The 22,750-nt window shown below is 57.8% G+C and carries 18 protein-coding genes and 2 pseudogenes; 13 read left to right on the top strand and 7 right to left on the bottom strand.

The window, feature by feature from the left end; genetic code table 11:
• Positions 1–29: 29 nt before the first annotated feature.
• The 3 genes from fbaA to Q4B98_RS04170 all read left to right on the top strand — a co-directional run bounded on the left by fbaA (position 30) and on the right by Q4B98_RS04170 (position 4,458).
• On the top strand, positions 30–1,055 hold the full coding sequence (gene fbaA, locus Q4B98_RS04180) for a class II fructose-bisphosphate aldolase (RefSeq protein WP_303195841.1): 1,026 nt from the start codon (positions 30–32) through the stop codon (positions 1,053–1,055).
• A gap of 305 nt (positions 1,056–1,360) precedes the next feature.
• Positions 1,361–2,719, top strand: coding sequence for an aerotaxis receptor Aer (locus Q4B98_RS04175; protein WP_303195840.1), 1,359 nt, complete (start codon positions 1,361–1,363; stop codon positions 2,717–2,719).
• Between the two features lie 107 nt (positions 2,720–2,826).
• Positions 2,827–4,458 (top strand): ABC transporter ATP-binding protein, encoded by a 1,632-nt coding sequence (locus Q4B98_RS04170; protein WP_303195839.1) that lies wholly within the window; start codon positions 2,827–2,829, stop codon positions 4,456–4,458.
• A 231-nt stretch (positions 4,459–4,689) separates the two neighbouring features.
• Here the strand turns inward: Q4B98_RS04170 and Q4B98_RS04165 are convergent, their stop codons facing one another.
• The 3 genes and pseudogenes from Q4B98_RS04165 to Q4B98_RS04160 form a co-directional block, all read right to left on the bottom strand.
• Positions 4,690–5,121 carry a hypothetical protein gene (locus tag Q4B98_RS04165; protein WP_303196103.1) on the bottom strand — a complete coding sequence of 144 codons (432 nt, stop codon included), beginning with the start codon at positions 5,119–5,121 and terminating at the stop codon, positions 4,690–4,692.
• Positions 5,069–5,470 (bottom strand): annotated as a pseudogene (locus Q4B98_RS10540) (amidase domain-containing protein); the annotation flags it as partial. The pseudogene Q4B98_RS10540 and the gene Q4B98_RS04165, both read right to left, overlap by 53 nt.
• A 60-nt stretch (positions 5,471–5,530) precedes the next feature.
• On the bottom strand, positions 5,531–6,091 hold the full coding sequence (locus tag Q4B98_RS04160; RefSeq protein WP_303195837.1) for a hypothetical protein: 561 nt from the start codon (positions 6,089–6,091) through the stop codon (positions 5,531–5,533).
• Positions 6,092–6,562: 471 nt separating this feature from the next.
• On the opposite strand from Q4B98_RS04160, the gene Q4B98_RS04155 reads away from it, so the two are divergent.
• From Q4B98_RS04155 to Q4B98_RS04140, 4 genes are read left to right on the top strand one after another with little or no spacing between them, the layout of a single operon-like run.
• Positions 6,563–8,056, top strand: coding sequence for a methylmalonyl-CoA carboxytransferase subunit 5S (locus Q4B98_RS04155; RefSeq protein ID WP_303195835.1), 1,494 nt, complete (start codon positions 6,563–6,565; stop codon positions 8,054–8,056).
• 15 nt (positions 8,057–8,071) lie between these two features.
• Positions 8,072–9,646, top strand: a complete 1,575-nt coding sequence (locus tag Q4B98_RS04150; protein ID WP_303195833.1) for an acyl-CoA carboxylase subunit beta — start codon at positions 8,072–8,074, stop codon at positions 9,644–9,646.
• 26 nt (positions 9,647–9,672) lie between these two features.
• On the top strand, positions 9,673–9,915 hold the full coding sequence (locus Q4B98_RS04145) for a hypothetical protein (protein WP_303195831.1): 243 nt from the start codon (positions 9,673–9,675) through the stop codon (positions 9,913–9,915).
• 15 nt (positions 9,916–9,930) lie between these two features.
• A complete protein-coding gene (locus Q4B98_RS04140; protein ID WP_303195829.1) occupies positions 9,931–10,293 on the top strand; it encodes a biotin/lipoyl-containing protein in 363 nt (120 codons plus the stop codon).
• A gap of 178 nt (positions 10,294–10,471) precedes the next feature.
• Here Q4B98_RS04140 and Q4B98_RS04135 read toward each other — a convergent pair whose 3' ends face one another.
• From Q4B98_RS04135 to Q4B98_RS04125, 4 genes and pseudogenes are all read right to left on the bottom strand, one after another.
• Positions 10,472–10,825 carry a L,D-transpeptidase gene (locus Q4B98_RS04135; protein ID WP_303196102.1) on the bottom strand — a complete coding sequence of 118 codons (354 nt, stop codon included), beginning with the start codon at positions 10,823–10,825 and terminating at the stop codon, positions 10,472–10,474.
• Positions 10,826–11,671: 846 nt separating this feature from the next.
• Positions 11,672–12,187: pseudogene (locus Q4B98_RS10535) on the bottom strand (SH3 domain-containing protein); the annotation flags it as partial.
• Positions 12,188–12,357: 170 nt separating this feature from the next.
• Complete coding sequence (typA, locus tag Q4B98_RS04130; protein WP_303195826.1) at positions 12,358–14,220, bottom strand: translational GTPase TypA; 1,863 nt, start codon at positions 14,218–14,220, stop codon at positions 12,358–12,360.
• A 126-nt stretch (positions 14,221–14,346) separates the two neighbouring features.
• Positions 14,347–14,538 (bottom strand): hypothetical protein, encoded by a 192-nt coding sequence (locus tag Q4B98_RS04125; RefSeq protein ID WP_303195825.1) that lies wholly within the window; start codon positions 14,536–14,538, stop codon positions 14,347–14,349.
• Positions 14,539–14,638: 100 nt separating this feature from the next.
• On the opposite strand from Q4B98_RS04125, the gene Q4B98_RS04120 reads away from it, so the two are divergent.
• The 6 genes from Q4B98_RS04120 to Q4B98_RS04095 all read left to right on the top strand — a co-directional run bounded on the left by Q4B98_RS04120 (position 14,639) and on the right by Q4B98_RS04095 (position 22,744).
• Entirely contained in the window at positions 14,639–15,151 is a 513-nt protein-coding gene (locus Q4B98_RS04120; protein ID WP_303195822.1) for a DUF3151 family protein, read from the top strand.
• 163 nt (positions 15,152–15,314) lie between these two features.
• Positions 15,315–16,952, top strand: a complete 1,638-nt coding sequence (locus Q4B98_RS04115) for an ABC transporter substrate-binding protein (RefSeq protein WP_303195820.1) — start codon at positions 15,315–15,317, stop codon at positions 16,950–16,952.
• Between the two features lie 152 nt (positions 16,953–17,104).
• Positions 17,105–18,070, top strand: coding sequence for an ABC transporter permease (locus Q4B98_RS04110; RefSeq protein ID WP_303195817.1), 966 nt, complete (start codon positions 17,105–17,107; stop codon positions 18,068–18,070).
• Position 18,071: 1 nt separating this feature from the next.
• Positions 18,072–20,126, top strand: a complete 2,055-nt coding sequence (locus Q4B98_RS04105) for a dipeptide/oligopeptide/nickel ABC transporter permease/ATP-binding protein (protein WP_303195814.1) — start codon at positions 18,072–18,074, stop codon at positions 20,124–20,126.
• Positions 20,123–20,962, top strand: a complete 840-nt coding sequence (locus Q4B98_RS04100) for an ATP-binding cassette domain-containing protein (RefSeq protein ID WP_303195812.1) — start codon at positions 20,123–20,125, stop codon at positions 20,960–20,962. Before Q4B98_RS04105 ends, Q4B98_RS04100 begins: the two co-directional genes overlap by 4 nt.
• A gap of 174 nt (positions 20,963–21,136) precedes the next feature.
• Positions 21,137–22,744 (top strand): MFS transporter, encoded by a 1,608-nt coding sequence (locus Q4B98_RS04095; RefSeq protein WP_303195810.1) that lies wholly within the window; start codon positions 21,137–21,139, stop codon positions 22,742–22,744.
• The last annotated feature ends 6 nt before the right edge of the window (positions 22,745–22,750 follow it).

Genomic DNA, 22,750 nt, shown 5'->3' with positions numbered 1-22,750 from the left:
CATCGCGATTTCATAAAGGAAGGCGCAATATGCCCATCGCAACACCCGAGGTTTACGGCGAGATGATCGACCGCGCGAAGGAGAAGGGCTTCGCGTACCCGGCTATCAATGTGACCTCCTCCCAGACCCTCAACGCCGCTCTCCAGGGCTTCACCGAGGCTGGTTCCGACGGTATCGTCCAGATCTCCACCGGCGGCGCTGAGTACCTGTCGGGCCAGAAGGTCAAGGACATGGTTACCGGTGCAGTCGCTCTCGCCGAGTACGCCCACGTCGTCGCCAAGAAGTACCCGATCAACGTGGCTCTGCACACGGACCACTGCCAGAAGGAGAAGCTGGACAAGTACGTCAATCCGCTCATCGCTATCTCGCAGGAGCGCGTCGACAAGGGCCAGGACCCGCTGTTCAACTCCCATATGTGGGACGGTTCGGCTATCGAGGTCGAGGAGAACCTGAAGATTGCCGAGGAACTGCTTTCGCGTACCTCGAAGGCCAAGCTCATCCTCGAGATTGAGGTTGGCGCTGTTGGTGGCGAGGAAGACGGCGTTACCGGTGAGATCAACGAGAAGCTGTACACCACCGTTGCTGACGGTATGCGTACCCTTGAGGTTCTCGGCTTGGGCGAGAAGGGCCGCTACATCACCGCTCTCACCTTCGGCAACGTCCACGGTGCCTACAAGCCCGGCTACGTCAAGCTGCGTCCGCAGATCCTCAAGGAAATCCAGGACGAGTGCGGCAAGAAGTACGGCAAGGACAAGCCGTTCGACCTCGTCTTCCACGGTGGTTCCGGCTCGACCGCGCAGGAAATCGCCGACGCGGTGTCCTACGGCGTCATCAAGATGAACGTTGACACCGACACCCAGTACGCGTTCTCCCGTCCGGTCGTCGACCATATGTTCTCCAACTACAACGGCATGTTGAAGATCGACGGTGAGGTCGGCAACAAGAAGATGTACGACCCGCGTTCGTGGGGCAAGAAGGCCGAGGCCGGCATGGCGGCTCGCGTCGTCGAGGCTTGTGAGCGTCTCGGCTCGAAGGGCACCGCGCTCAACGCCTGAGTTCAAGAATCCCGGCCAGTCCCGTGCAGCGGGTTGGCCGGGATTTTGACGTCATCGGTGTGACGGGTGGGGGCGCTGGCATACGGACGCCATTCCAGTCTGCGAACTGCGTATCAGTGGGTCCTGAAGACCGTCGTCAGGGGTTTTACTGCCGTTTTTGGTTGGGCGGCCCTCGCCGTCAAGTTGACAGCGTGTCTCTTTTGGATGACTATTCGCGGGGGACGTTCTTTGGCCGTTGGTATGTAGCTGGTGAGATGGCGGAGGCTTCCTTGAACGACACAGAGACACACTTATCAAGGAGGGCCATGTCTCGACCTGAACCGACCGGGGAGAACCGCGTCGTCCAGCCGGAAGAGATCTTCTTCTCTACCACTGACTCCAGAGGGGTCATCGAGAAAGCCAACTCTGTCTTCGTGGACATCTCCCGGTACTCCTGGGACGACCTCATCGGAGCGCCTCATAACATCATTCGTCACCCGATGATGCCCGGCGCAGCCTTCCTCGCCATGTGGACGACGATTCAAAGCGGGCAGCCATTCTGCGCCTATGTCCATAATCTCGCTGCTGACGGCGCGACCTATACGGTACTGGCCACCATCGTGCCGTTGGGAGAGGGATACCTGTCGGTGCGCGTTACCCCGCAGGTCCCTGAGATGCTTCAGGCTGCCGAGACCGTGTACCAGGCGGGTCGTGACGCCGAGTGGATAGCCGGGGAACACGGATGTGGCGCGCCGGAACGGGCTCGCCGTGGTCTGGATGCGGTCCAGACTGCCTTGGAGCAGTCGGGATACCCCGATTATGGGTCTTTCATGCGCAAGGCGTTGGTTCAGGAGGTGGCGGTACGCCGCCAGCAGCACCACGCGTCTCACGGCATGGCGGACGATACGGCTTTGGGACAGCTGTCGAACCAAGTGAATCGGGCACGTGAGCTGGTTGAGACGTGGTTGAGTACTTTCGACGGCCTGAGCGATCTGTCGGCCAAGGCCGGTCGAACCGCGCGCACCCTGCGTGAGGCCATGACTGAATCGCAGCGCACTGCTGACGCCATTACTGATTCTCGGGAAGCCACTGAGGTGTCACTGAAGCCTTTGGTGACCGTCCTTGGCTTGTGGACTCGAATGGACGCTGAGATAGAACCGCTGGTCACTGGGGTAGTGGCCGATCTTGACGCTATGGCCATCAGTGCGGATCTTACGAGTTTCAGGTTGGCTGTGGCTTACATCCAGGTCGAGTCGACCCACAGTTTTGTTTCCGAGCTGTGGGCCAAGGTGGATGGCTGGGAACATGCTCTGCCGGCCATTAATGACCTTTCCCGGGCCGTCGAGGAAGCCATGGTGGAGGCGAACCGTCGCCTCGACGAGGTACGAGATTTGGCCGACCGTGCCGCTTCTCGTATTCAAGAGCTGGCGGACCTGATGGCGATGCCAACCGCCTTGCTCACTAGCTGGCAGCAGATGGCCAGTCAACGGGAGTTGTCGGCTGGGGTGGCTGATCTTGTTCCCCGGGTGGAGGAGCAAATCGGTGCCAGTCGAGCGATGGCCGCTGAACTGACCGATGTCGTCGGTGGTTTGCACAAGCTCATGGACGCTTCGAGTAAGGAGTTGAACGTTTCGGTGCTGGCTGAAATCCGGCGTCTCAGTGCCGCAGTAGCGGCTGGCAACTGACGATCGTCTTTAGGGTGGGGCGGGCCGTCGCCAAGCGCAGACGGCAGCTTTGCGAGGGCTTGTCTTGGCCGATTTATCAGGGGTGCAAGGACCGCTAGGGAAAACGCATGAAGCATGGCAAGCACCGAGACTCGTTTGTGAGACCTGTTTTTCGCTCGGCGGCACCGTATGCTGTTGTGGCTGTCATCAGTGGGATTCTGGAAGCGGTGTTTTTGGCATGGCAGCCGGGGATAATCCAGGAGTTTGTTGACTCACTCGCATCAAATGCTATATACCCTTCCGTGATCTATAAGTACCTTGGCTCTGTCGCCGGTATACTGGTTTTTGAACTAGCTTATCAATGCGCTATGGTTTCGTATAAAAGCCGGGCGATTCGAGAGCTGCGAGACCAGGTTATAAGATCGAAATGCGAGTCATTTCGTGGCGCTCAAACAGATACCCAAGTTGCTCAGACGACTGCGATCATTACCAATGACGTCCCGATTATATATAGTGAGTACTTTCAGCAGATTATTGTAATCTCGATATGTCTGGCAAAAGTGGTAGCTTTCGCTACTGCCTTGATAACGCTCGGGTGGCAGTATCTTCTGGTAGTAGTCGTTATGGCAATGCTTGCGCTCGTGGTACCCATGGTGTTCAAGAAGCACATATCAGCTGCGAGAACTGGGTCTTTGAGAACGACGCGCGACTATGTATCGTCTGCGAGTGAGTACCTTTCTGGGCTATTCTTACTGAGAATATACGGCCAACATCAAAAATGGTTTTCTCGCCTTTCAAAAAGCAATGATATAGCGACGAGGGTAGAGGCTCATCATGGTTATATCATGGCCCATTCGAATGTAACAGTAGGCGCTATTCAGTTTGGTGGCCGAATTGCTCTTCTCGTCGTTGGTGCAATATTGGTCCAGTCCCAGCGTGGCACTATTGGAGGTTTGGTGGCGTCATTTCAGTTGGCCGACCTCTTCGTTCAGCCACTGCTCTCCTTGGTGAATGCAATTATCGTTTTTACAGGCGGTGTCAGCGCCGTCAAGTCTCTGGCTCGTGGCCACCGCTTGGGGTCAGCCGTTTATAACGAGGGGATTCCAAATTCTGCAAGTAGTCATGCGGATAAGGTCCCGGCTAACAGCGTCGGAAAGATTCTGGTGAAATCAGGTACAGTAACGTGTTCGGACGGTCATGAGATTCCTATTCCCGAGGTGGTATTCGATACGAGGCTCAAGACCCATCTGCGTGGCCCCAATGGATCAGGGAAATCGACGGTGCTGAAAATCCTCTCCAGGCAGCTGGATTATGCTCCAGGTTTCGAGTTAGACGGTGTTCAGGCAACACAGGAAGACCTTGTACCGTGGCTGTACGGAGTTGCGTTAGTGCCGCAGTATCCAGTGCTGTTCACTGCTTCGCTGCGTGAAAACATCACATTGGGGCGATCTATTCCCGACGCTCAGGTGATGGAGGTGCTACAGGTTGTTAGGGGAACAAGTCCGTCGATGCTCAACGAGTCGCTAGACAAGATCCTCGACCCAGAAGCCATGTCGGGTGGAGAGCGGCAGCGTGTTGCGCTCGCGCGTGCGTTGGCCGGAAACCCCTCGTTTTTGCTACTCGACGAACCGCTATCAATGGTAGACGTCGCCAGTCGACGTACGATTCTTCAGCGCCTTATGGCTGATCGTCGTTTCGGCATGTTGTATATCAGTCACGACGAGACGGGTGTCACTGCGGATGCCGTCGTCTCGATGTGACGGTGTCTTTTGTTGTCTTTCCGTTCCGTACAGGTGAACACGGGTGGACACCGTGGTTGTGAACGGTGGATGAGTGGCGCTTCGAGCCTGAGGGTTTCGCGCTTGGGAGTGATGACGGGTGGTGCTGGGAAACCCGGCCTACGGCATCACGGTCGCTGAAGGATGTCGGGGGATTCAGACACTTATCCATTCTTGTCCATGAAGAACCAGTATTGGCCGGAATCCATGCGGTTATCGATGCGATGGCAATGCTGGGAGCGGAGTATTGTTGGCCCGCACTGTTGCGTTCCAGTCAACGAGCCACTTTCCATCAACGGGAGTCATGATGACGGACAGGATTGGTTCTGCTGTAGAACGTGAATAGATATCAACTGAGCCTGTGGGAAGAGGCCCCTCGGAAAGAAGGATTCCTTCGTTTGTTTCAGCTTTGTCATCGTGGTAGGCCTTGAAAATGGCTCGGCCCCACTCTTCGGCTTTCTTGGAATGATTATCCCAGCCGGTATTGGGTGCGACGAGGTCCTGAACGCGGTCGTTGTCAATAGTGTCAGGGGTTGAAATGGCCTGGGCGAAGTAGGCTGCTATAGTGACCTCACTTGGCTGGAGTTCGTCATCATGATGCTGCAGTAGAAGGGTGGCTCCAATTCCGGCAGCAGCGGCTACTATGGCACACACAAGATGCGTTGAAACAGTTTTGATGTTCATTGATATCTCCAACTAGTGGCTGTTTTCCGCTTCTTCCTGTGACAATCATGCTATGATACCATGCGCTCTGGTATCCGTATTGAACGACGTTTCCGTGCCACATGTCATAGTAGTGTGATGCGAGCCGAGTCCGTTTATTTGCTAATGCAAATGATCGGAATTTTCCGACGTTGACCCATGATGCTGAGTTGTACCGAGGCCATTTAAGGTAGAACCACGATCTATCTGTATTTTTCCATGCTAGGTTTCCGGTGTATCCCCAACCAGATGCCTTCATGCATTGAGAGACGAAGTTTGTGCAGTCTCCGCCCCGCCCGGAGCCATCAAAGCGGCGATAGGCGCTGTTGTAGTGTGACCAGTATTTGTTGGCTTATGCGGCTGCTTTGAAACGGCCTGATTTGCCAGCTGATCTTTCGCTTAGCTCCGGATTGGTTCGCGCCTCCATCTCGTAAAGTTCAGCAGCCGACGGTGTTGGATCGGGGAGTTCGCCGCGGTGGATGTCTTTTTGAGGTGTAAGGGTGGCTTGGTAAAGAGTTTTTGGCAAGGTGTTGATGTCATCGGCTGAGGGGATGATGATGTTGTGGATCTGAGGCCCGTCGAGCGTCAGGATGACGGGAATAGTATCGGCCCAGGTGTGATTGTCATCAATGGCGTAACGGAGAGTGAGATTGACTATTTGGAAACGGCCTTGGCGGGTAGCAGTATTTTGACTTCCCGTAAGGACGACTTCGTTGAGTCCAAGAAACTGTCCCAGCGCATCCGGGGCCTCAGTGCCAATCGATGCTTGGGTGGATGCATAGTCGTTAAGTGATTGTCTTGCTTTAGCCCCGAGTGGCACATCTCTGGCGAGACGATCGATAGCTGCTACGCACCCTTGAATGGCTGAAGTGTCATTCGTCGTGCCAAACGAGCTGTGCCTAATATCACTCATCGCTTCGGTAATGGCCTCGGCGTAGTCGGATGGCCTCGGGAGTGGTTCCTTCGGCGGTGTCCTGGGAACGGGGCTAGCGGCGGCGTTTGCGGCATGAGTGGTAGCTATTGAGGTGGCTGCCGTTAGGGCGAGGAAGGTTCTTCTGCGCAGGGCCATCGTTTTCCCCTAAAGGAGTTCGTCCTCCATGGGTAATACGTAAGGTTAGCATAACCTATGCTTGCATACCAAGTGTCAAACAGTGCTATTGATATTCGGCAACGACGATAAAAGCGGTGTGAGAGCTGTTTCCATGCGGGTCTACGGACGGGACAAGGGAATGAGGCACACGGTCTCAGCCAGAGTTACATGATGTTGCAGACGGTTTCATCCAGAGATACCCACAACGGGCAAGTGGTCAGTTGAACACGGTTCAAGCTTGAAAAAGAGGCCCACCTGCCCCAAACCTTGTCGACAAGTGGAATCATGGACTCCATGAGTCCGCGAAAGATTGGCGTTACCGAGCTCGTGCTCCGCGACGCGCATCAGAGCCTGCTTGCCACCCGCATGGCCATGGAAGACATGGTCGATGCCTGTGCCGACATTGATGCGGCAGGTTTCTGGTCCGTTGAGTGCTGGGGTGGAGCTACCTTCGATTCCTGTATCCGATTCCTCAACGAAGACCCGTGGGAACGTCTGCGCACCTTCCGTAAGCTGCTGCCGAACTCCCGGCTGCAGATGTTGCTGCGTGGTCAGAACCTCCTGGGCTACCGCCACTACAACGATGAGGTCGTCGACAAGTTCGTCGAGAAGTCTGCTGAAAACGGCATGGACGTGTTCCGTGTTTTCGACGCTCTGAATGACCCACGTAACCTTGAGCACGCTATGGCGGCCGTCAAAAGGAGCGGCAAGCACGCTCAGGGCACCATCTGCTACACCACCTCCCCGATTCACACCCCGGAGAGCTTCATCAAGCAGGCTGATCGCCTGATCGATATGGGCGCTGATTCGATCGCCTTCAAGGACATGGCGGCCCTCCTCAAGCCTCAGCCCGCCTTCGATATCATCAAGGGCATCAAGGAGAACCATCCCGACGTGCAGATCAATCTGCACTGCCACTCCACCACGGGTGTCACCCTGGTTACCCTGCAGAAGGCAATTGAGGCTGGTGTCGACGTCGTTGACACTGCTATCTCCTCCATGTCGCTCGGTCCGGGCCACAACCCAACTGAGTCCCTCGTCGAGATGCTCGAGGGCACCGAGTACACCACCGATCTCGACATGGATCGCCTCATCAAGATCCGCGATCACTTTAAGAAGGTCCGTCCGAAGTACAAGAAGTTCGAGTCGAAGACGCTGGTCAACACCAACATCTTCCAGTCCCAGATTCCGGGCGGAATGCTCTCCAACATGGAGTCCCAGCTTGCGGCCCAGGGCGCTGCTGATCGCATGGATGAGGTCATGAAGGAGGTGCCGCGCGTCCGTAAGGATGCCGGTTACCCGCCTCTGGTCACCCCGTCGTCCCAGATCGTCGGTACCCAGGCCGTGTTCAATGTCCTGATGGGCAATGGGGAGTACAAGAACCTCACCGCAGAATTTGCTGACCTCATGCTCGGTTACTACGGCAAGCCGATTGGGGAGCTGAACCCCGACATCGTAGAGATGGCCAAGAAGCAGACCGGCAAGGAGCCGATCGACTGCCGTCCAGCCGATCTGCTCGATCCTGAATGGGATGAGCTGGTTGAGCAGGCCAAGGGTCTTGAGGGCTTCAACGGTACCGATGAGGATGTTCTCACCAACGCCCTGTTCCCGGGAGTTGCCCCGAAGTTCTTCAAGGAGCGCCCGGAGGGTCCGAAGAGCGTCGCGATGACCGAGGCACAGCTCAAGGCTGAGAAGGAAGGTACCGGCGCTGCCGGGATCGCTGGACCGGTCAACTACAACGTGACGGTCGGTGGCAACAGCCACCAGGTGACCGTCGAGCCTGCGTGAGGATGATCGCCAACTATGGCTGAGAAGAAACCAATCAAGCTGGCCAACACCATGGTCGGCCGCGTCGAGCAGCTTGCTGACGAGCGCCACAAGGTGGAACTCGGAGGCGGCGAGGCTCGACTTCAGAAGCAGCGTGACAAGGGTAAGCAAACCGCTCGTGAGCGTATCGAGCATTTGGTTGACGCCTACTCCTTCGACGAGGTAGGTGCGTTCCGTAAGCATCGCACCACCCTCTTTGGCATGGACAAGGCGGAGGTTCCCGCTGACGGTGTTGTCACCGGTCGTGCGACCATTCACGGTCGTCCGGTACACGTCGCCTCTCAGGACTTCAGCGTCATGGGTGGTTCCGCCGGTGAGACCCAGTCCACCAAGGTCGTCGAGACGATGGAGCAGGCCTTGGTGACCGGTACTCCGTTCCTGTTCTTCTACGACTCGGGTGGTGCTCGAATCCAAGAAGGCATCGACTCGCTGTCCGGTTACGGCAAGATGTTTTATGAAAACGTCAAGCTGTCGGGCGTCGTACCGCAGATTGCCATCATCGCCGGCCCGTGCGCTGGCGGCGCCTCCTACTCCCCGGCATTGACCGACTTCATCATCATGACGAAGAAGGCCCATATGTTCATCACGGGTCCCGGAGTCATCAAGTCGGTCACTGGTGAGGAGGTCACCGCTGATGATCTGGGCGGTGCCGACGCACATATGTCGACCTCCGGCAATATTCATTTCGTGGCTGAAGATGACGACGCCGCAGTGCTCATTGCGCAGAAGTTGCTGAGCTTCCTGCCGCAGAACAACACTGAGGACGCCCAGATCAGCAATCCCAACAATGATGTTTCCCCGCAGCCTGAGCTGCGCGACATCGTTCCGCTCGATGGCAAGAAGGGCTACGACGTCCGCGACGTCATCGCCAAGATCGTCGACTGGGGTGACTATCTGGAGGTGAAGGCTGGTTGGGCGACCAACATCGTCACCGCTTTCGCTCGAGTCAACGGTCGTACCGTCGGTATTGTGGCCAACCAGCCGAAGGTTATGTCGGGATGCCTCGATATCAACGCCTCTGACAAGGCTGCCGAGTTCATCACGTTCTGCGACTCGTTCAACATTCCGTTGGTGCAGTTGGTTGACGTCCCCGGCTTCCTGCCCGGTGTTCAGCAGGAGTACGGCGGCATTATTCGTCACGGTGCGAAGATGCTCTACGCCTACTCTGAGGCGACTGTCCCGAAGATCACCGTGGTACTGCGCAAGGCATACGGTGGCTCCTACCTGGCCATGTGTAACCGGGATCTGGGTGCCGACGCCGTCTATGCCTGGCCGAGCGCTGAGATTGCGGTGATGGGCGCTGATGGCGCTGCCAACGTCATCTTCCGTCGTGAGATCAAGAACTCCGAGGACCCCGCAGCCACTCGCGCTGCCAAGATCGAGGAGTACCGCAACGCCTTCAACACGCCCTATGTGGCAGCCGCCCGTGGACAGGTTGATGACGTGATCGATCCCGCCGACACTCGTCGCAAGATCACCGCCGCACTGGAGATCTACGCCACCAAGCGTCAGTCCCGTCCGGCCAAGAAGCATGGCGTCATGCCGTGCTGAGTGAAGAAGGCTGATGGGAGGACAAGATGAGTGAGAAGAATGAACTCGTCATTGAGACGCTGAATAAGCGACTCGCGGCGCTGGAGGCCGAGGTTTCCCGGCTCAAGAAGGCCAGCAAGGATGTTCCTGAGGACGTTCTTGCCGTCATCTGCGCCGCCGTTTCGGCTTACCTGGGCAACGACGGAAAGGTTCAGGCCGTCCGTTTCGCCCCGAGTGAGACCTGGGTCCGTCAGGGACGCAGGGCTCAGCAGAACCATTCGATTCGTTGACCTGGAGAAACTGATATGAAGCTCAAGGTGACCGTCAATGGCGTCGCTTACGACGTTGACGTTGACGTTGACAAGACCCCTAATGCGCCAATGGCACCGATCCTCTTCGGAGGCGGTTCCGGAGGCCCGATGAAGGCGTCCGGCGGTGGTGCCGGTAAGGCTGGAGAGGGTGAAGTTCCCGCTCCGCTGGCTGGCACCGTTGCCAAGATCCTCGTGGCCGAGGGTGATGCCGTGAAGGCTGGTCAGGTGCTCCTGACCCTGGAGGCCATGAAGATGGAGACCGAGATCAATGCCCCGGCGGATGGAACCGTTAAGGGCATCCTGGTGGCTGTCGGTGACGCCGTTCAGGGTGGTCAGGGCCTGGTGGCTCTGGGCTGAACCCCGAGGACACTGATATAAGAACCACAGTGGCGCTGCACTTTCGGGTGCGGTGCCACTGTTGTGTGTCATGGGATTGGGTTTTGTGGGCCATTCACAAGACATCCAGCAGTGCCAGACCACCTTGCTACGCGAAACGGCCCGCCTCTATACAGAGACGGGCCATTCGTAATCTAGATCACTTGTAGACGACGACCTTACGACCGATGGGGGTCTTATTCCACAGCCACTTCAGACCAGTCATGTTCCGGATATTGATGCAGCCGTGTGAGGCACCATTCCACCCATCACGGGCGAAGCCCGACGAATAGTGGATTGCCTCGCCAGCGTGGAAGAACATCGAGTACGGCATTGGAGAACCGAACTGTCCCGATATGTGGTCCTTGTCTTTTTTGTACACGGTGTGGACGCCCTCGGTGGTGGGATTAGTGGTGCTTCCGAACCGAGCGTCCAAGGTGAGGACAATGCGTCCGTTTTCAACCATCCATAGCTTGCGCTGGTTCTTGGATGCGCAGATCACGGTTCCCTTCATGCAGCGGCTGTCAAGACGAGCACCCGAGTTGTCAATCGGGAGACCCACCGGCGCTGCGACGGGAGTGGAGGACAGCGCTGAGGCCGGGAACCAGCTCTGGGTCTTGTTGTTGACGAAGATCGGCATCCAGCCATTCTGATTTGGGCCGCGACGAACCATGGCGGTTGTGGCTTTTGTTTTTCCCATGGAGCGGTAGGAGTTCGAGGCTCCGGTGCGCAGGTCAGCCGCGACATAAACCCATTGGGTGACGGGATGGTAGGTGCTGACTGTGTTGGCGGGAAGCCAGCCTTGGACGTTTTTGTATAGAACGGGAGTCCAGCCGTTGAGGTCGGGTCCGCGGCGTGTCAGGGCTTGGGTGGAATCGGTGCGGCCCATGGAGCGGTAGGAGGTGGCGGCGCCGGTTCGTAGGTTGGAGGACAGGTATACCCACATTGTTTGTGGGCGGGTAGTAGTGAGGGTATTGGCTGGTAGCCAGCCCTGCTTGCCCTGGTAGAAAACTGGAACCCAGCCGTCGCTGCGGTTCGGGCCGCGACGAACCATGGCGGTCGTGGCTTTTGTTTTTCCCATGGAGCGGTAGGAGTTCGAGGCTCCGGTGCGCAGGTCAGCCGCGACATAAACCCATTGGGTGACGGGATGGTAGGTGCTGACTGTGTTGGCGGGAAGCCAGCCTTGGACGTTTTTGTATAGAACGGGAGTCCAGCCGTTGAGGTCGGGTCCGCGGCGTGTCAGGGCTTGGGTGGAATCGGTGCGGCCCATGGAGCGGTAGGAGGTGGCGGCGCCGGTTCGTAGGTCGGAGGACAGGTATACCCACATTGTTTGTGGGCGGGTAGTAGTGAGGGTATTGGTGGGGACCCAGGCATTCGTGTTTCCGTGGCGAATCGGGGTCCATCCGTTGCGCTCTTCTCCGTGGATAACGACCTGAGTGGTGGCCTTGATCGTTCCCATGGAGCGGAAGCTGGTGGAGGCTCCGGTGCGCAGCTGCGTGGCGATGTAGATCCATGCAGTTTTATTGATCTGGGCGCGCTGAGCGCTCACGGAAGGTGTCGTCGAGGGCGTCGACTCGGTAGACGCTTCCCGGGTGACTCGTGCGCTCCGGGTTTCTTCTTGGACGGCCGAAGCGGTCGTCTCGGCAGAGGGGGTTGTCTTAAGTGCGGGGCTTTCCGCTGTGGCGGCAGGAGTCTTTCCTGGGGCGGCAGAGGCCTTAGAGACAGTTGGGGTCTCAGAGGCGGCATTGGCTGACTCAAGCTGTGATGAGGACTCCGTAGCGGGGGGAGTGGGTTCTGCGTGAGCGGTATCGACGGCTCCGACGGACAAGGACACAACCAGTGCGGCTGCCAGTCCGGCAGTGCGGGAAGTCTGCATAGGTGAAACGCCTTTCAAGGATACGGCGGCAACATGCTACGCCGGTTTGTTAATGCCGCTAATGTGGGTCTCCGGTATCCCCTGGAGGCGAGGTTCCTCAGCGGTGTTTTTGTCACGAGATAACGATGGCGCCGTAACTGCCGAATCGCGGCGTCACCGAAACGTCATCATCAACTGGTCTTTGCGCGGATGCGAGCTTTAGCGCGTTCGTGGGCATTGAGTTCGGTCTTGCGAATGCGAACCACATCTGGGGTGACCTCAAGACACTCATCCTCCCGGCAGAACTCAAGCTGCTGCTCCATGGAGAGCCTGGTGGCCGGAATGAGGCGCTCCAGTTCATCACCGGTGGAAGAACGCACATTGGTGAGGTGCTTTTCCTTGGTTGGATTGACATCCATGTCGTCGGGGCGAGAGTTCTCTCCGACGACCATGCCCTCGTAGGTTTCATCACCGGGAGAGACAAACATCGTGCCACGCTCCTGCAGGTTGAACAGAGCATAGGAAGTGACGATTCCCTGACGGTCGGCGACCATCGAGCCAGTCTGACGGGTGCGCAGCTCGCCTACCCAAGGTTGGAAGCCCTCGAGGATCTGATTCATGATCCCTTGGCCGCGGGTCTGGGTGAGGAATTCAGTGCGGAAGCCGATGAGGCCGCGAGCTGGCACCACGAACTCCATGCGTACCCATCCGGAACCATGGTTGACCATGTGCATCATCTGACCCTTGCGCAGGCCCATCATTTGGGTGACGGCACCCATGAACTCCTCCGGGGAGTCGATGGTGACGCGCTCAAAGGGTTCATGCAGCTTGCCATTAATCATCTTGGTGACGACTTGCGGCTTGCCGACGGTCAGCTCGAACCCCTCACGACGCATTTGCTCGACGAGGATAGCCAGTTGTAGCTCACCGCGACCCTGAACCTCCCACATATCCGGACGATCGGTATCTGCCACCTTGATGGACACATTGCCGATAAGTTCCTGATCGAGCCGGGCCTTGAGGAGGCGGGCGGTGAGTTTGTCGCCGGAACGACCCGAGAGCGGCGAGGTGTTGATACCAATGGTCATGGACATCGACGGCTCGTCGACATGGATGAGGGGCAGCGGATCGGGGTTCTCTGGATCCGAGAGGGTTTCGCCGATGGTGATGTCAGGAATGCCGGCAATGGCGACGATGTCGCCCGGTCCGGCCTTCTCGGCGGGGACACGCTCGAGGGCTTCGGTCATAAGCAGCTCGGACAGCTTGACGTTCTGAACTGAACCATCGCGCTTGCACCAGGCCACCGTCTGCCCCTTCCGGATCTCACCAGAGACGATTCGGCACAGGGCCAGACGACCGAGGTACGGAGAGGCGTCCAGGTTGGTGACGTGGGCGCGCAGCACCCCGCCCTCTTCGTAGCTGGGGGCCGGGATGTTCTCAAGAATGCAGTCGAACAGCGGCTGAAGGTCGGGGGAATCGGGCATTTCGCCGTCACCGGGCTTGTTGAGGGAGGCTCGTCCGGCCTTGGCAGAGGCGTAGACAACCGGGACGTCAAGTAGGGAAGCGTCGTCATCGTCGGAAAGATCCATGAACAGGTCGTAGGTCTCTTCGACAACCTCGTCTATGCGAGCGTCGGAACGGTCGACCTTGTTGAGGACAAGGATAAGCGGGAGTTTCTTGGCCAGGGCCTTGCGCAGCACGAACCGGGTTTGGGGGAGGGGCCCCTCAGAGGCGTCGACAAGGAGGATAACCCCGTCGACCATTTCGAGACCGCGCTCGACTTCGCCGCCGAAGTCAGCGTGTCCGGGGGTGTCAATGATATTGAGGGTGATTTCCTCGCCATCGCTCATGACGTGCTTGACGGCGGTGTTCTTGGCGAGAATGGTGATACCTTTTTCGCGCTCAAGGTCCATCGAGTCCATGACGCGCTTCTCGACCTCGGCACCCTCGCGGAAGGCTCCCGACTGCCACAACATCGCGTCGACCAGGGTGGTCTTTCCATGGTCAACGTGGGCCACGATGGCGATGTTGCGCAGATCTTTGCGTACGGGCATGCAGAACTCCGGTTCAGATCGAGGATGGGGACACCGCGACGAGGCCGCGGGATGTCGGCAGGCGCAAACGCGCCATCGTGAAGTGTAGGTCAGGGCAGGGGTGACGTGCGAATGAGCGAGTCAGCGTCATATTCCGAAGCGCTGACGCGGCATTCCCAAGTGCTGACGTGGTGGTTGGTCTCCCGATTTCTCGGCGGCAGTGTGATTGCCGTCGCACCACTGAGCGGGTGGGACCTGTGCCTTGACCTGGGCGATGTGTTCGCCGCACCCGGCCCAGGTCGTCTTGCCGCAGACGTCACACCTGACAGGTCGGCACATGATGGTGATCCTTTCGTGAGACGGAACAAGTTTATGTCACATGGTGGTTGCGGCTGGCCTGAAGAAGCGCTGTCGCGGGTTTGGCCTTAGGCTTGGGAGTATGGCTGAGGAGCAGAACACCGATCTGACCGCTGAGATCGAGGAGCAGGATTATGGCGTGCGCCTGCCGCCGGACCCAGCTATTCGCAAACTCGCCAAGCGAGGACGCGACGAGTTCATGGCGGTCGTCAAGGAGAATCCGTCCTCGACGCTGTGTTGGGCCTTACTGGCTGAGGGGTCGCTGCTGAGTAATACCGATGCTGCCGACGTTGCTGCGTATGCCTATGCCCGTACCGGCCGTGATCTTGGTCTCGAGCAGCTTCGGGAGGCTGGTTGGGATGGCGAGGGACCCGTGGATTGGGGATATCTGCCGAACCAGGGGGTGTTCCGTTGCTTACACGCTCTCGCGATGGCTGCAGAACGGCTGGGATTCGGCGACGAGTCTGATGACGCCGACACCCTGCTGAGGGAACTGAGCGACGAGGCTTGGCGGGCACTGCGTGGCGACGATGTGCCCTCCGACAGAGCTGTAGACGTCGAGGTTGATGAGGGAGAATTCGATCATCAGGAGTGAGGGCGCTGCGCCGACTGCTCCGCAGACGCCCTTGTCAGGAAGCCGATGGTTGGCAATCTCGCTCAAGTTGGCGAACGGTGTTTCCGGTGGGGCTGAATGTGTGTTAAATTACCGGTAGTCGGACATCCAATGTCGGATGTCCCTACACATGGAGGCTTCGACGATGACCACTCCCATGGGCAGTAAGTTTGACCGCCGCGGATTCATGAAGTTGACCGGCAGCATTGCGATGGCTGCTGGTCTTACCGCCAGTCTATCGGCATGTGGCGGAGACAACCCGAACAAGAAGACCAGCCCTGGTGGTGGTGGAGCGTCGAGTGCGGCAGGAAATAGTAACGGGACAATTACCGCCGCCATTTCCTACGAACTAGGTACTTCTGGTTATGACCCCATGACGACGAGTGCAGCACTGACTGTGGCTGTCAACTGGCACACATTTGAGGGTCTTTATGAGGTTGAGCCGACCGAGCCAACCAAGGTTTACGCTGCTTTGGCCGCCGATGATAAGCCAAAGAAGATCGATGATAAAACCTACGAGGTCACGTTGCGTGATGGGGCAGCTTTCTCGGACGGAAGCAAGCTCACCGCAGAAGATGTGGTCTACAGCTTTGAGCGGGTCATGGACCCCAAGAACAATTCAATGTACAACCAGTTCATTGGGTTCGTCATCGATTCAGTCACGAAGAAAGATGACTCTACTGTCGTCATCAAGCTGAAGTTCCCGTTCGAGGAATTGTTGGCGAACCGTCTGGCGACTATCAAGATTGTTCCTAAGGCGATTGTCGAGAAGGATCAGAAGAAGTTTGATTTCAATCCCGTCGGCAGCGGTCCGTGGAAGATGACTGCCAATGGCGCTGGCGGCACCGTGAAGTTCGAGAAGAACGAGCACTACAACGGGCCTCGTCCAGCCAAGGCTGCCAAGATGGTCTGGAACATCATGCCGGACCCCGACGCCCGGACCAATGCGCTCACCTCTGGAACTGTCCAGGCTATTGACGCTCTGCCGTACACCAAGATCCCCACTGTGAAGTCCAACGGATTCGAGCAGTACTCGGAGCAGGGATTCGGGCTGGCCTTCGTGATGTTCAACGGTTCGGCCAAAAACCCGTTTAGCAACCTCAAGAACCGTCAGGCCTTTATGTACGCGATGGACATTGAGAAAGCCTGCAAAGTTGCGATGTCCGGGCAGGCCACCCCGGCATCCTGCTTCGTCCAGCAGGGTCATCCCGCATATCAGAAGGCCAAAGTCGTCTATAAACGCGACCTCGAGAAGGCGAAGGCCCTGTTCAACGAGACGGGATTGAAGAAGTTCCGCGTTATCGGCACCGACCACGATTGGATGAAATCCGTCGAATCGATCATCGTTGATTCCGTGCAAGAGGCCGGAGTCACTATCGAGTTTTCTCAGCGGCAATCAGCAGATGCGTACAACGAGATTACCGATAAGCCGGATGCCTACGACGTCTTCCTCGCTCCCGGTGACCCCTCCACCTTTGGTTCTGACGCCGACCTCCTGATGCGCTGGTGGTTTGTCGGGGATGTGTGGGACTCCCGTATGCATTGGAAGGGTCAGCCTGCTCAAAAGAAGTTCACCGAAACTCTCGAAAAGGCTGCCCAGGCCGTTGGTGATGAGCAGATGAAGGGATGGCATGAGTGCTTCGACATCCTTTCCGAGGAGATTCCGCTTTACCCACTCTTCCACCGCAAAGCTCCGTCAGCATGGGATGGCAAGACTCTGATTGGATTCAAGCCAATTTCCCTGACTGGACTCGATTTTCTTGATGTCGGTACCACTAAGTGAGTGGTGCTGTCTGACCGTGAGGGTGGTTTGCTGAGAGGTATCGACGCCACTATTAGGTGCTCCCGATACCTTTCGGCAACCCCCTCGAGGCGGCGTGGCTCCACTAGGTCACGTCTCTATTAATTTTGCTTTCAACCTTGGGAGAAGCACTGATGTCTAATCTCCTTCGAGTCATCGGGAAGAGATTGATCGCTTTGCCGATCATGGTGCTCGGTGTCGTCCTGCTTGTCTTCATTGTCATGTCGTTTTCACCGCGTGATCCCGCGATCATGGCATTGGGCGAGTCGGCTAGTCCAGAAGCCTTAGAGGAGTACCGCGAGTTAAATGGGCTCAACTCGCCGCTGATTGTGCGCTACGGACGATTCCTGGCCGGAATGGTGCATGGCGACCTCGGTACGAGTGCAGGCGGCACTCCGGTTATCGATATGGTGAGTCGGGCTTTTCCCATCACCCTGCAGCTGACAGCCTGGGCGTTGCTCCTGGCGGTCATCATCTCCCTGATTCTGGGAGTCATCGCAGCCCTGTATCGGGATCGCTGGCCCGATCAGGTCATCCGCGTCATCTCGATCGCGAGCTTGGCAATAGCCTCCTTCTGGCTCGCCATCCTCTTGGTTCAGGCATTCGGTGACATCCCAGGCGGCAGCGGTGCCTTCCCGGCCGTCGTCTCGTCGTGGATACCGTTGTCAGAGAACCCGGCGGCCTACTTCAACTCCATTGCCCTACCCGTCATCTCGTTGGCGATCCCAGTGAGCGGCTCGCTGACGCGGGTGGTGCGCACCTCCGTTGTTGAGGAGCTCGACAAGGATTATGTGCGAACTGCCATCGGCTCAGGGATTCCTTACCGCACCGTGGTCGCCCGCAATGTGTTGCGTAACGCCCTCATCAACCCGCTGACAGTCATTGGCCTCAAGTTTGGTTATGCCATGGGCGGCGCAGTGGTCGTCGAGATCATTTTCAACATCAAAGCGATGGGTCAGTTGATTTTGGACGGAGTGAACCGAAACGACGTCTTCCTGGTTCAGGGCGTCACCCTCACCGTTGCCATTGCCTTTATCGTCATCAACATCGTGGTCGATCTGCTGTACGTGCTGGTCAACCCGAGGATCAGGAGTGTGTGATATGCGTCGCAATCTCACTCGTCGCCTTGAGCGCCCCGGTCTGCGGTTCGGTCGGTTGTCGGTCAGCTCTCGCATCTGCTTGGTCATCCTGGCGCTCGTCGCCCTCGCTGCGATTTTCGCTCCCGTGCTGGCGCAGTACAGCCCCACTCAGACCGGCGTCTCGGAGCCAACCGTTGTAGACGGTGTCGGTTTCCCATTCCATGCCCCCAACGGGGATTTCTGGTTCGGCACCGACAACTCGGGTCGCGACATCTTCTCCAGGGTGCTCTACGGAGCTAGAGGATCGCTGGTTATTGGTCTGGGGGCGGTTGTGCTGGCCTTGGCCGTCGCAGCGGTTCTCGGGTCGATTGCTGCAACTTCCGGCAAGGTTGTCTCGGAAGTCCTCATGAGGATCATGGACATCATCATGAGTTTCCCAGGAATTGCCCTGGCAGCGGTCTTTGTGTCGGTGTTCTCCCAATCCCTGCCCTCGATCCCGCTGTTGATTATTACCATCGCATTCCTTTATGTTCCACAGCTCACCCGTGTCGTTCGCGCCAATGTGCTGGAACAGTATGGCGAGGACTACGTGGCCGCAGCTCGGGTGATGGGAGCGCCCACCTGGTGGATCATCATCAAGCAGGTGGCCCGCAACGCCATCGCCCCTGTACTGGTGTTCGCAGCTGTGCTGGTCGCTGACGCGATCGTCTTCGAGGCGTCACTGTCCTTCATCAATGCCGGAATCAAACCGCCGTCTCCGTCGTGGGGCAACATCCTTTCTGACGGCAAGGCCATCATCTCCTCGGGAGCTTGGTGGGCGACTTTCTTCCCCGGCGTCATGATTCTCATCACGGTTCTGTGCCTGAACGTTCTTTCCGAGGGACTCACCGATGCCATGGTTGCCCCTCCGCCCCGCGTCCGCATCGCGGACCCGGCCGAGGAAGTCGCTGGCGATAAGGCCGCTGCCGATGTCGCTGCGGTCGACGAGGATGACAATGCAGATTCGATGTCGATTCACGTCATTCAAGGCGGTTCTGAAGCCGACTTGGAGGCTCGGTTGGCACAGCTTCATCGCTCCGAGATCGCTCGTTCTGACCGATTGGTACTTCCCGCTGATCTCGCGGCTTCAAAGCCGGTGCTGGAGGTCAAGGATCTTTCCATCGCGTTCCCGCAGGCTCATGGAGACGTCGACATCGTGGACCAAGTGTCCTTCTCGGTACGTCCGGGGGAGACGATGGGATTGGTTGGTGAGTCTGGCTGCGGTAAATCAATTAGCTCCTTTGCCATCATGGGGCTGCTTCCAAAGAGCGCCGACATTCGTGGCTCGATTCTTTTCGATGGTCAGGAGCTGCTGACCATGAATCCCAAGCAGCGCAACTCCCTGCGTGGCCATGAGATGAGCATGATCTATCAGGACGCCCTTAGCGCTTTGAACCCCTCGATGCTTGTTCGATCCCAGCTGGCCCAGTTGACCAAGCGTGGCGGTACTCGTAGTGCCGAGGATCTGCTGGAGTTGGTTGGTTTGGACCCGGTGCGCACCTTGAGGTCCTACCCACACGAGCTGTCGGGCGGGCAGCGTCAGCGCGTGCTCATTGCGATGGCTTTGACTCGTGACCCCCAGCTCCTCATTGCCGACGAGCCGACGACGGCTTTGGACGTCACCGTTCAGCAACAGGTGGTGGAGCTGCTCAAGCGGCTGCAGGACGAACTGGGTTTTGCCATGGTCTTCGTGTCTCATGACCTGGCTCTAGTGGCCCAGCTGGCCCATCGCATAACAGTGATGTATGCCGGTCAGGTTGTCGAGACGGGAACGACCACCGAGGTGATGTCTGATCCTCGCCATGAGTACACCCGTGGCCTGCTGGGGTCGGTGCTTTCCATTGAGGCGAGTCAGGGACGTTTGCATCAGGTTCCCGGTGTGGTGCCGTCGCCATCTGAATTCGTGGCAGGAGACCGGTTCTCACCGCGATCTTCTCATCCGGAGATTGGACGAGACGTCAAAGCCACCATGACAACCGTGTCCGGAACTACCCATTCGTGGGCGCACCATCCTGAGGCCGAGGAGGCGCTTCGATGAGCCACACAATAAGTCCCCGTAGAGCTGAGACAGACAAAGCTGAAACAGACACCCCGGTCATCGAGCTTCGCGACGTCACGATGATTCATCGGGCGCGCGGCGGGAAACTCTTCCACCCGACCAAGGTGGTTGCCATGGACAAGGTGAACCTCTCGGTTTACCGAGGCAAAACGCTTGGAATTGTTGGCGAGTCGGGCTGCGGCAAGTCGACGACGGCGCGTGTGATGGTAGGTCTGCAGGTACCGACCTCCGGTGAGGTGCTCTTCAAGGGCAAACCACTGGGTCGACACGCCCGTGATCGTAAGGCCCTTGGTCGGGCGGTTTCGGTGGTCTTTCAGGACCCGGCGACTGCTCTTAACCCGAGGCTTCCGATCCGACAGGTGCTGATGGATCCCCTGAATGTCCATGACATTGGGACCAAGTCCGATCGTGAGGAGGCGGTGCGTGATCTGCTTGGCATGGTTGGTCTGCCTTCCTCAGTGATGAACGTGTTGCCACGACAGATTTCCGGTGGTCAGCGGCAGCGCGTTGCGGTTGCCCGTGCCCTTGCCTTGGGTCCGGATGTCATTGTCGCGGATGAGCCAACTTCTGCCCTGGACGTGTCGGTGAGGGCCCAGATCCTCAACCTTTTCGACGACTTGCAGGAGAGACTCGGCTTGGGATTGGTTTTCATCTCTCACGATATGAATACGGTCCGCCATATTTCCGACAGGATCGCCGTGATGAATTCTGGGAGAATCTTGGAAATCGCGGACACCGAGGAGATTTTCAACAACCCGAAGGACCCTTACACGAAGAAATTGTTGAGCGCAGTTCCGTCTTTGTTGGTGAACTAAGTTGCACAGGCCGGTGGTGTCAACGCCGGTAGTGTCACGGCAAGATCGTGCTGGGCACTGCCGGCGTCGGCGTAAACGGCTTGACAACGGGATACGGTCGGTTCATCCTGGACATAGGACATCGGATGTCCAATGTTAACGGTAGGTTTCTGACCGATCAATGGAGATGAACGTATGAGTAATGTCGAAGCCACGACAGTCAAGAGGTCATGGCGTGACGAGCTGACCGGCACGCAGTGGAAGTCCTTCTGGGCCGCATGGATTGGGTATTTGCTCGACGGATTCGACTTCGTGATGATCACTCTGGTGCTCACAGAAGTCGGGCGGACCTTCCATGTCGGCGCGGCGCTGACGGCTACGTTGGTTTCTGCTGCCTTCATTGCCCGGTGGTTCGGAGGTTTACTGCTGGGGGCCATTGGTGATCGCGTAGGCCGCAAGGAGGCCATGGTCCTGTCGATCCTGCTGTATGCGGGTGGGTCGGTCGTCTGCGCGATTGCGCCGGCCTTCTGGGTCATCTTCCTCGCTCGGGTCTGTATCGGCATGGGCATGGCTGGTGAGTATGGTTCCTCGGCCACCTACGTCATTGAGTCGTGGCCCGTGCGTCTACGTAACAAGGCCTCGGGATTCCTCATTTCCGGATACTCGATCGGCGCGGGTGTAACAGCTCAGGTGTATGCCCTGATTGAGCACCTCACCCGGGGGACTTCTGCTGAGCCGTATACCTGGCGAATCCTTTTTGCCCTCGGCATTATTCCGATCGTATTGGCGCTGTGGCTGCGGCGTGCCCTGCCGGAGGCTTCTGATTTCGCAAAGATGCGTGAGGAACAGGAAGCGCGAGCGGCGGCCGGTGAAACCGTCGAGAAGACCGACATGTTCACGATCTTGTTCGCGCGCACCCCGAAGCGCAGCGTCGTCAATATCGTGCTTGCTCTGGCTGCCTTCGGAAGCCTCATCGTTATCTACCTCTTTGACAGTAAAGTTTCTGGCTTCGTCCTCGCTCTACTGTGGATCGTTGTCGCAGCAGTCATGGTGAGTTTCATGGTCCAGTTCGAGGGACCACGGTGGCCCACCGGTGTCGCAGTGATGATTACGGTGTTCGTCGCCTTCCTCTATTCGTGGCCGTTGCAGGCCCTGCTGCCGACCTACTACCGCCAGACTTTGGGACTGGCTAGCGACACTGCGTCGAACCTGGTGACGGCGACCTCCTTCGGTGCTGCCGCCGGTTGCATTATGGCAGGGTTCATCGGCGACAAGTTTGGTACCCGTAAGGCTTATTGGACGTCCCTGCTTATCTCAGAGGTTCTCGTCCTGCCGGTGTTCCTCATCAGCCGTGACATGGTGCATTCCTCGGTAGCATGGATTGTGCTGCTCGGCGTCTTCATCTTCGTCCAGCAGATGTTCGGACAGGGTATCGCTGGGTTGTTGCCCAAGTTCATTTCAAACTACTTCCCAGTTGAGAAGAGGGCCGCTGGTTTGGGCTTCTCGTACAACGTCGGTGCTCTCGGCGGTGCCATTGCCCCGGTCCTCGGTATCTCTTTGGCAGGTGATCCGGCAACCGGCGTCGGTGGCGTCTTGCCGTCCAGCTGGGGTCTGGGATGGACCCTGTTCATTCTGTCCTTCGCTTTCACCGCAGTAATCATCATTCTGATCGGGATCAATTTCCCGTACCGAATGCAGAAGCTGTTCGGTCCCGGTCATGTCCGTTCTGCCGACCGGATGGATCAGGCGGATGACGAGTTTGCTCCATCGGACAACCCCGACGTCGGCACGGCGTCTAAATGAGGAGAC

The sequence above is a fragment of the Cutibacterium sp. genome (assembly GCF_030525615.1).
Lineage (GTDB): Bacteria > Actinomycetota > Actinomycetes > Propionibacteriales > Propionibacteriaceae > Cutibacterium.
The sequence above is the reverse complement of the archived record's forward strand: the minus strand, read 5'-3'. Positions and strand labels throughout refer to the sequence as shown.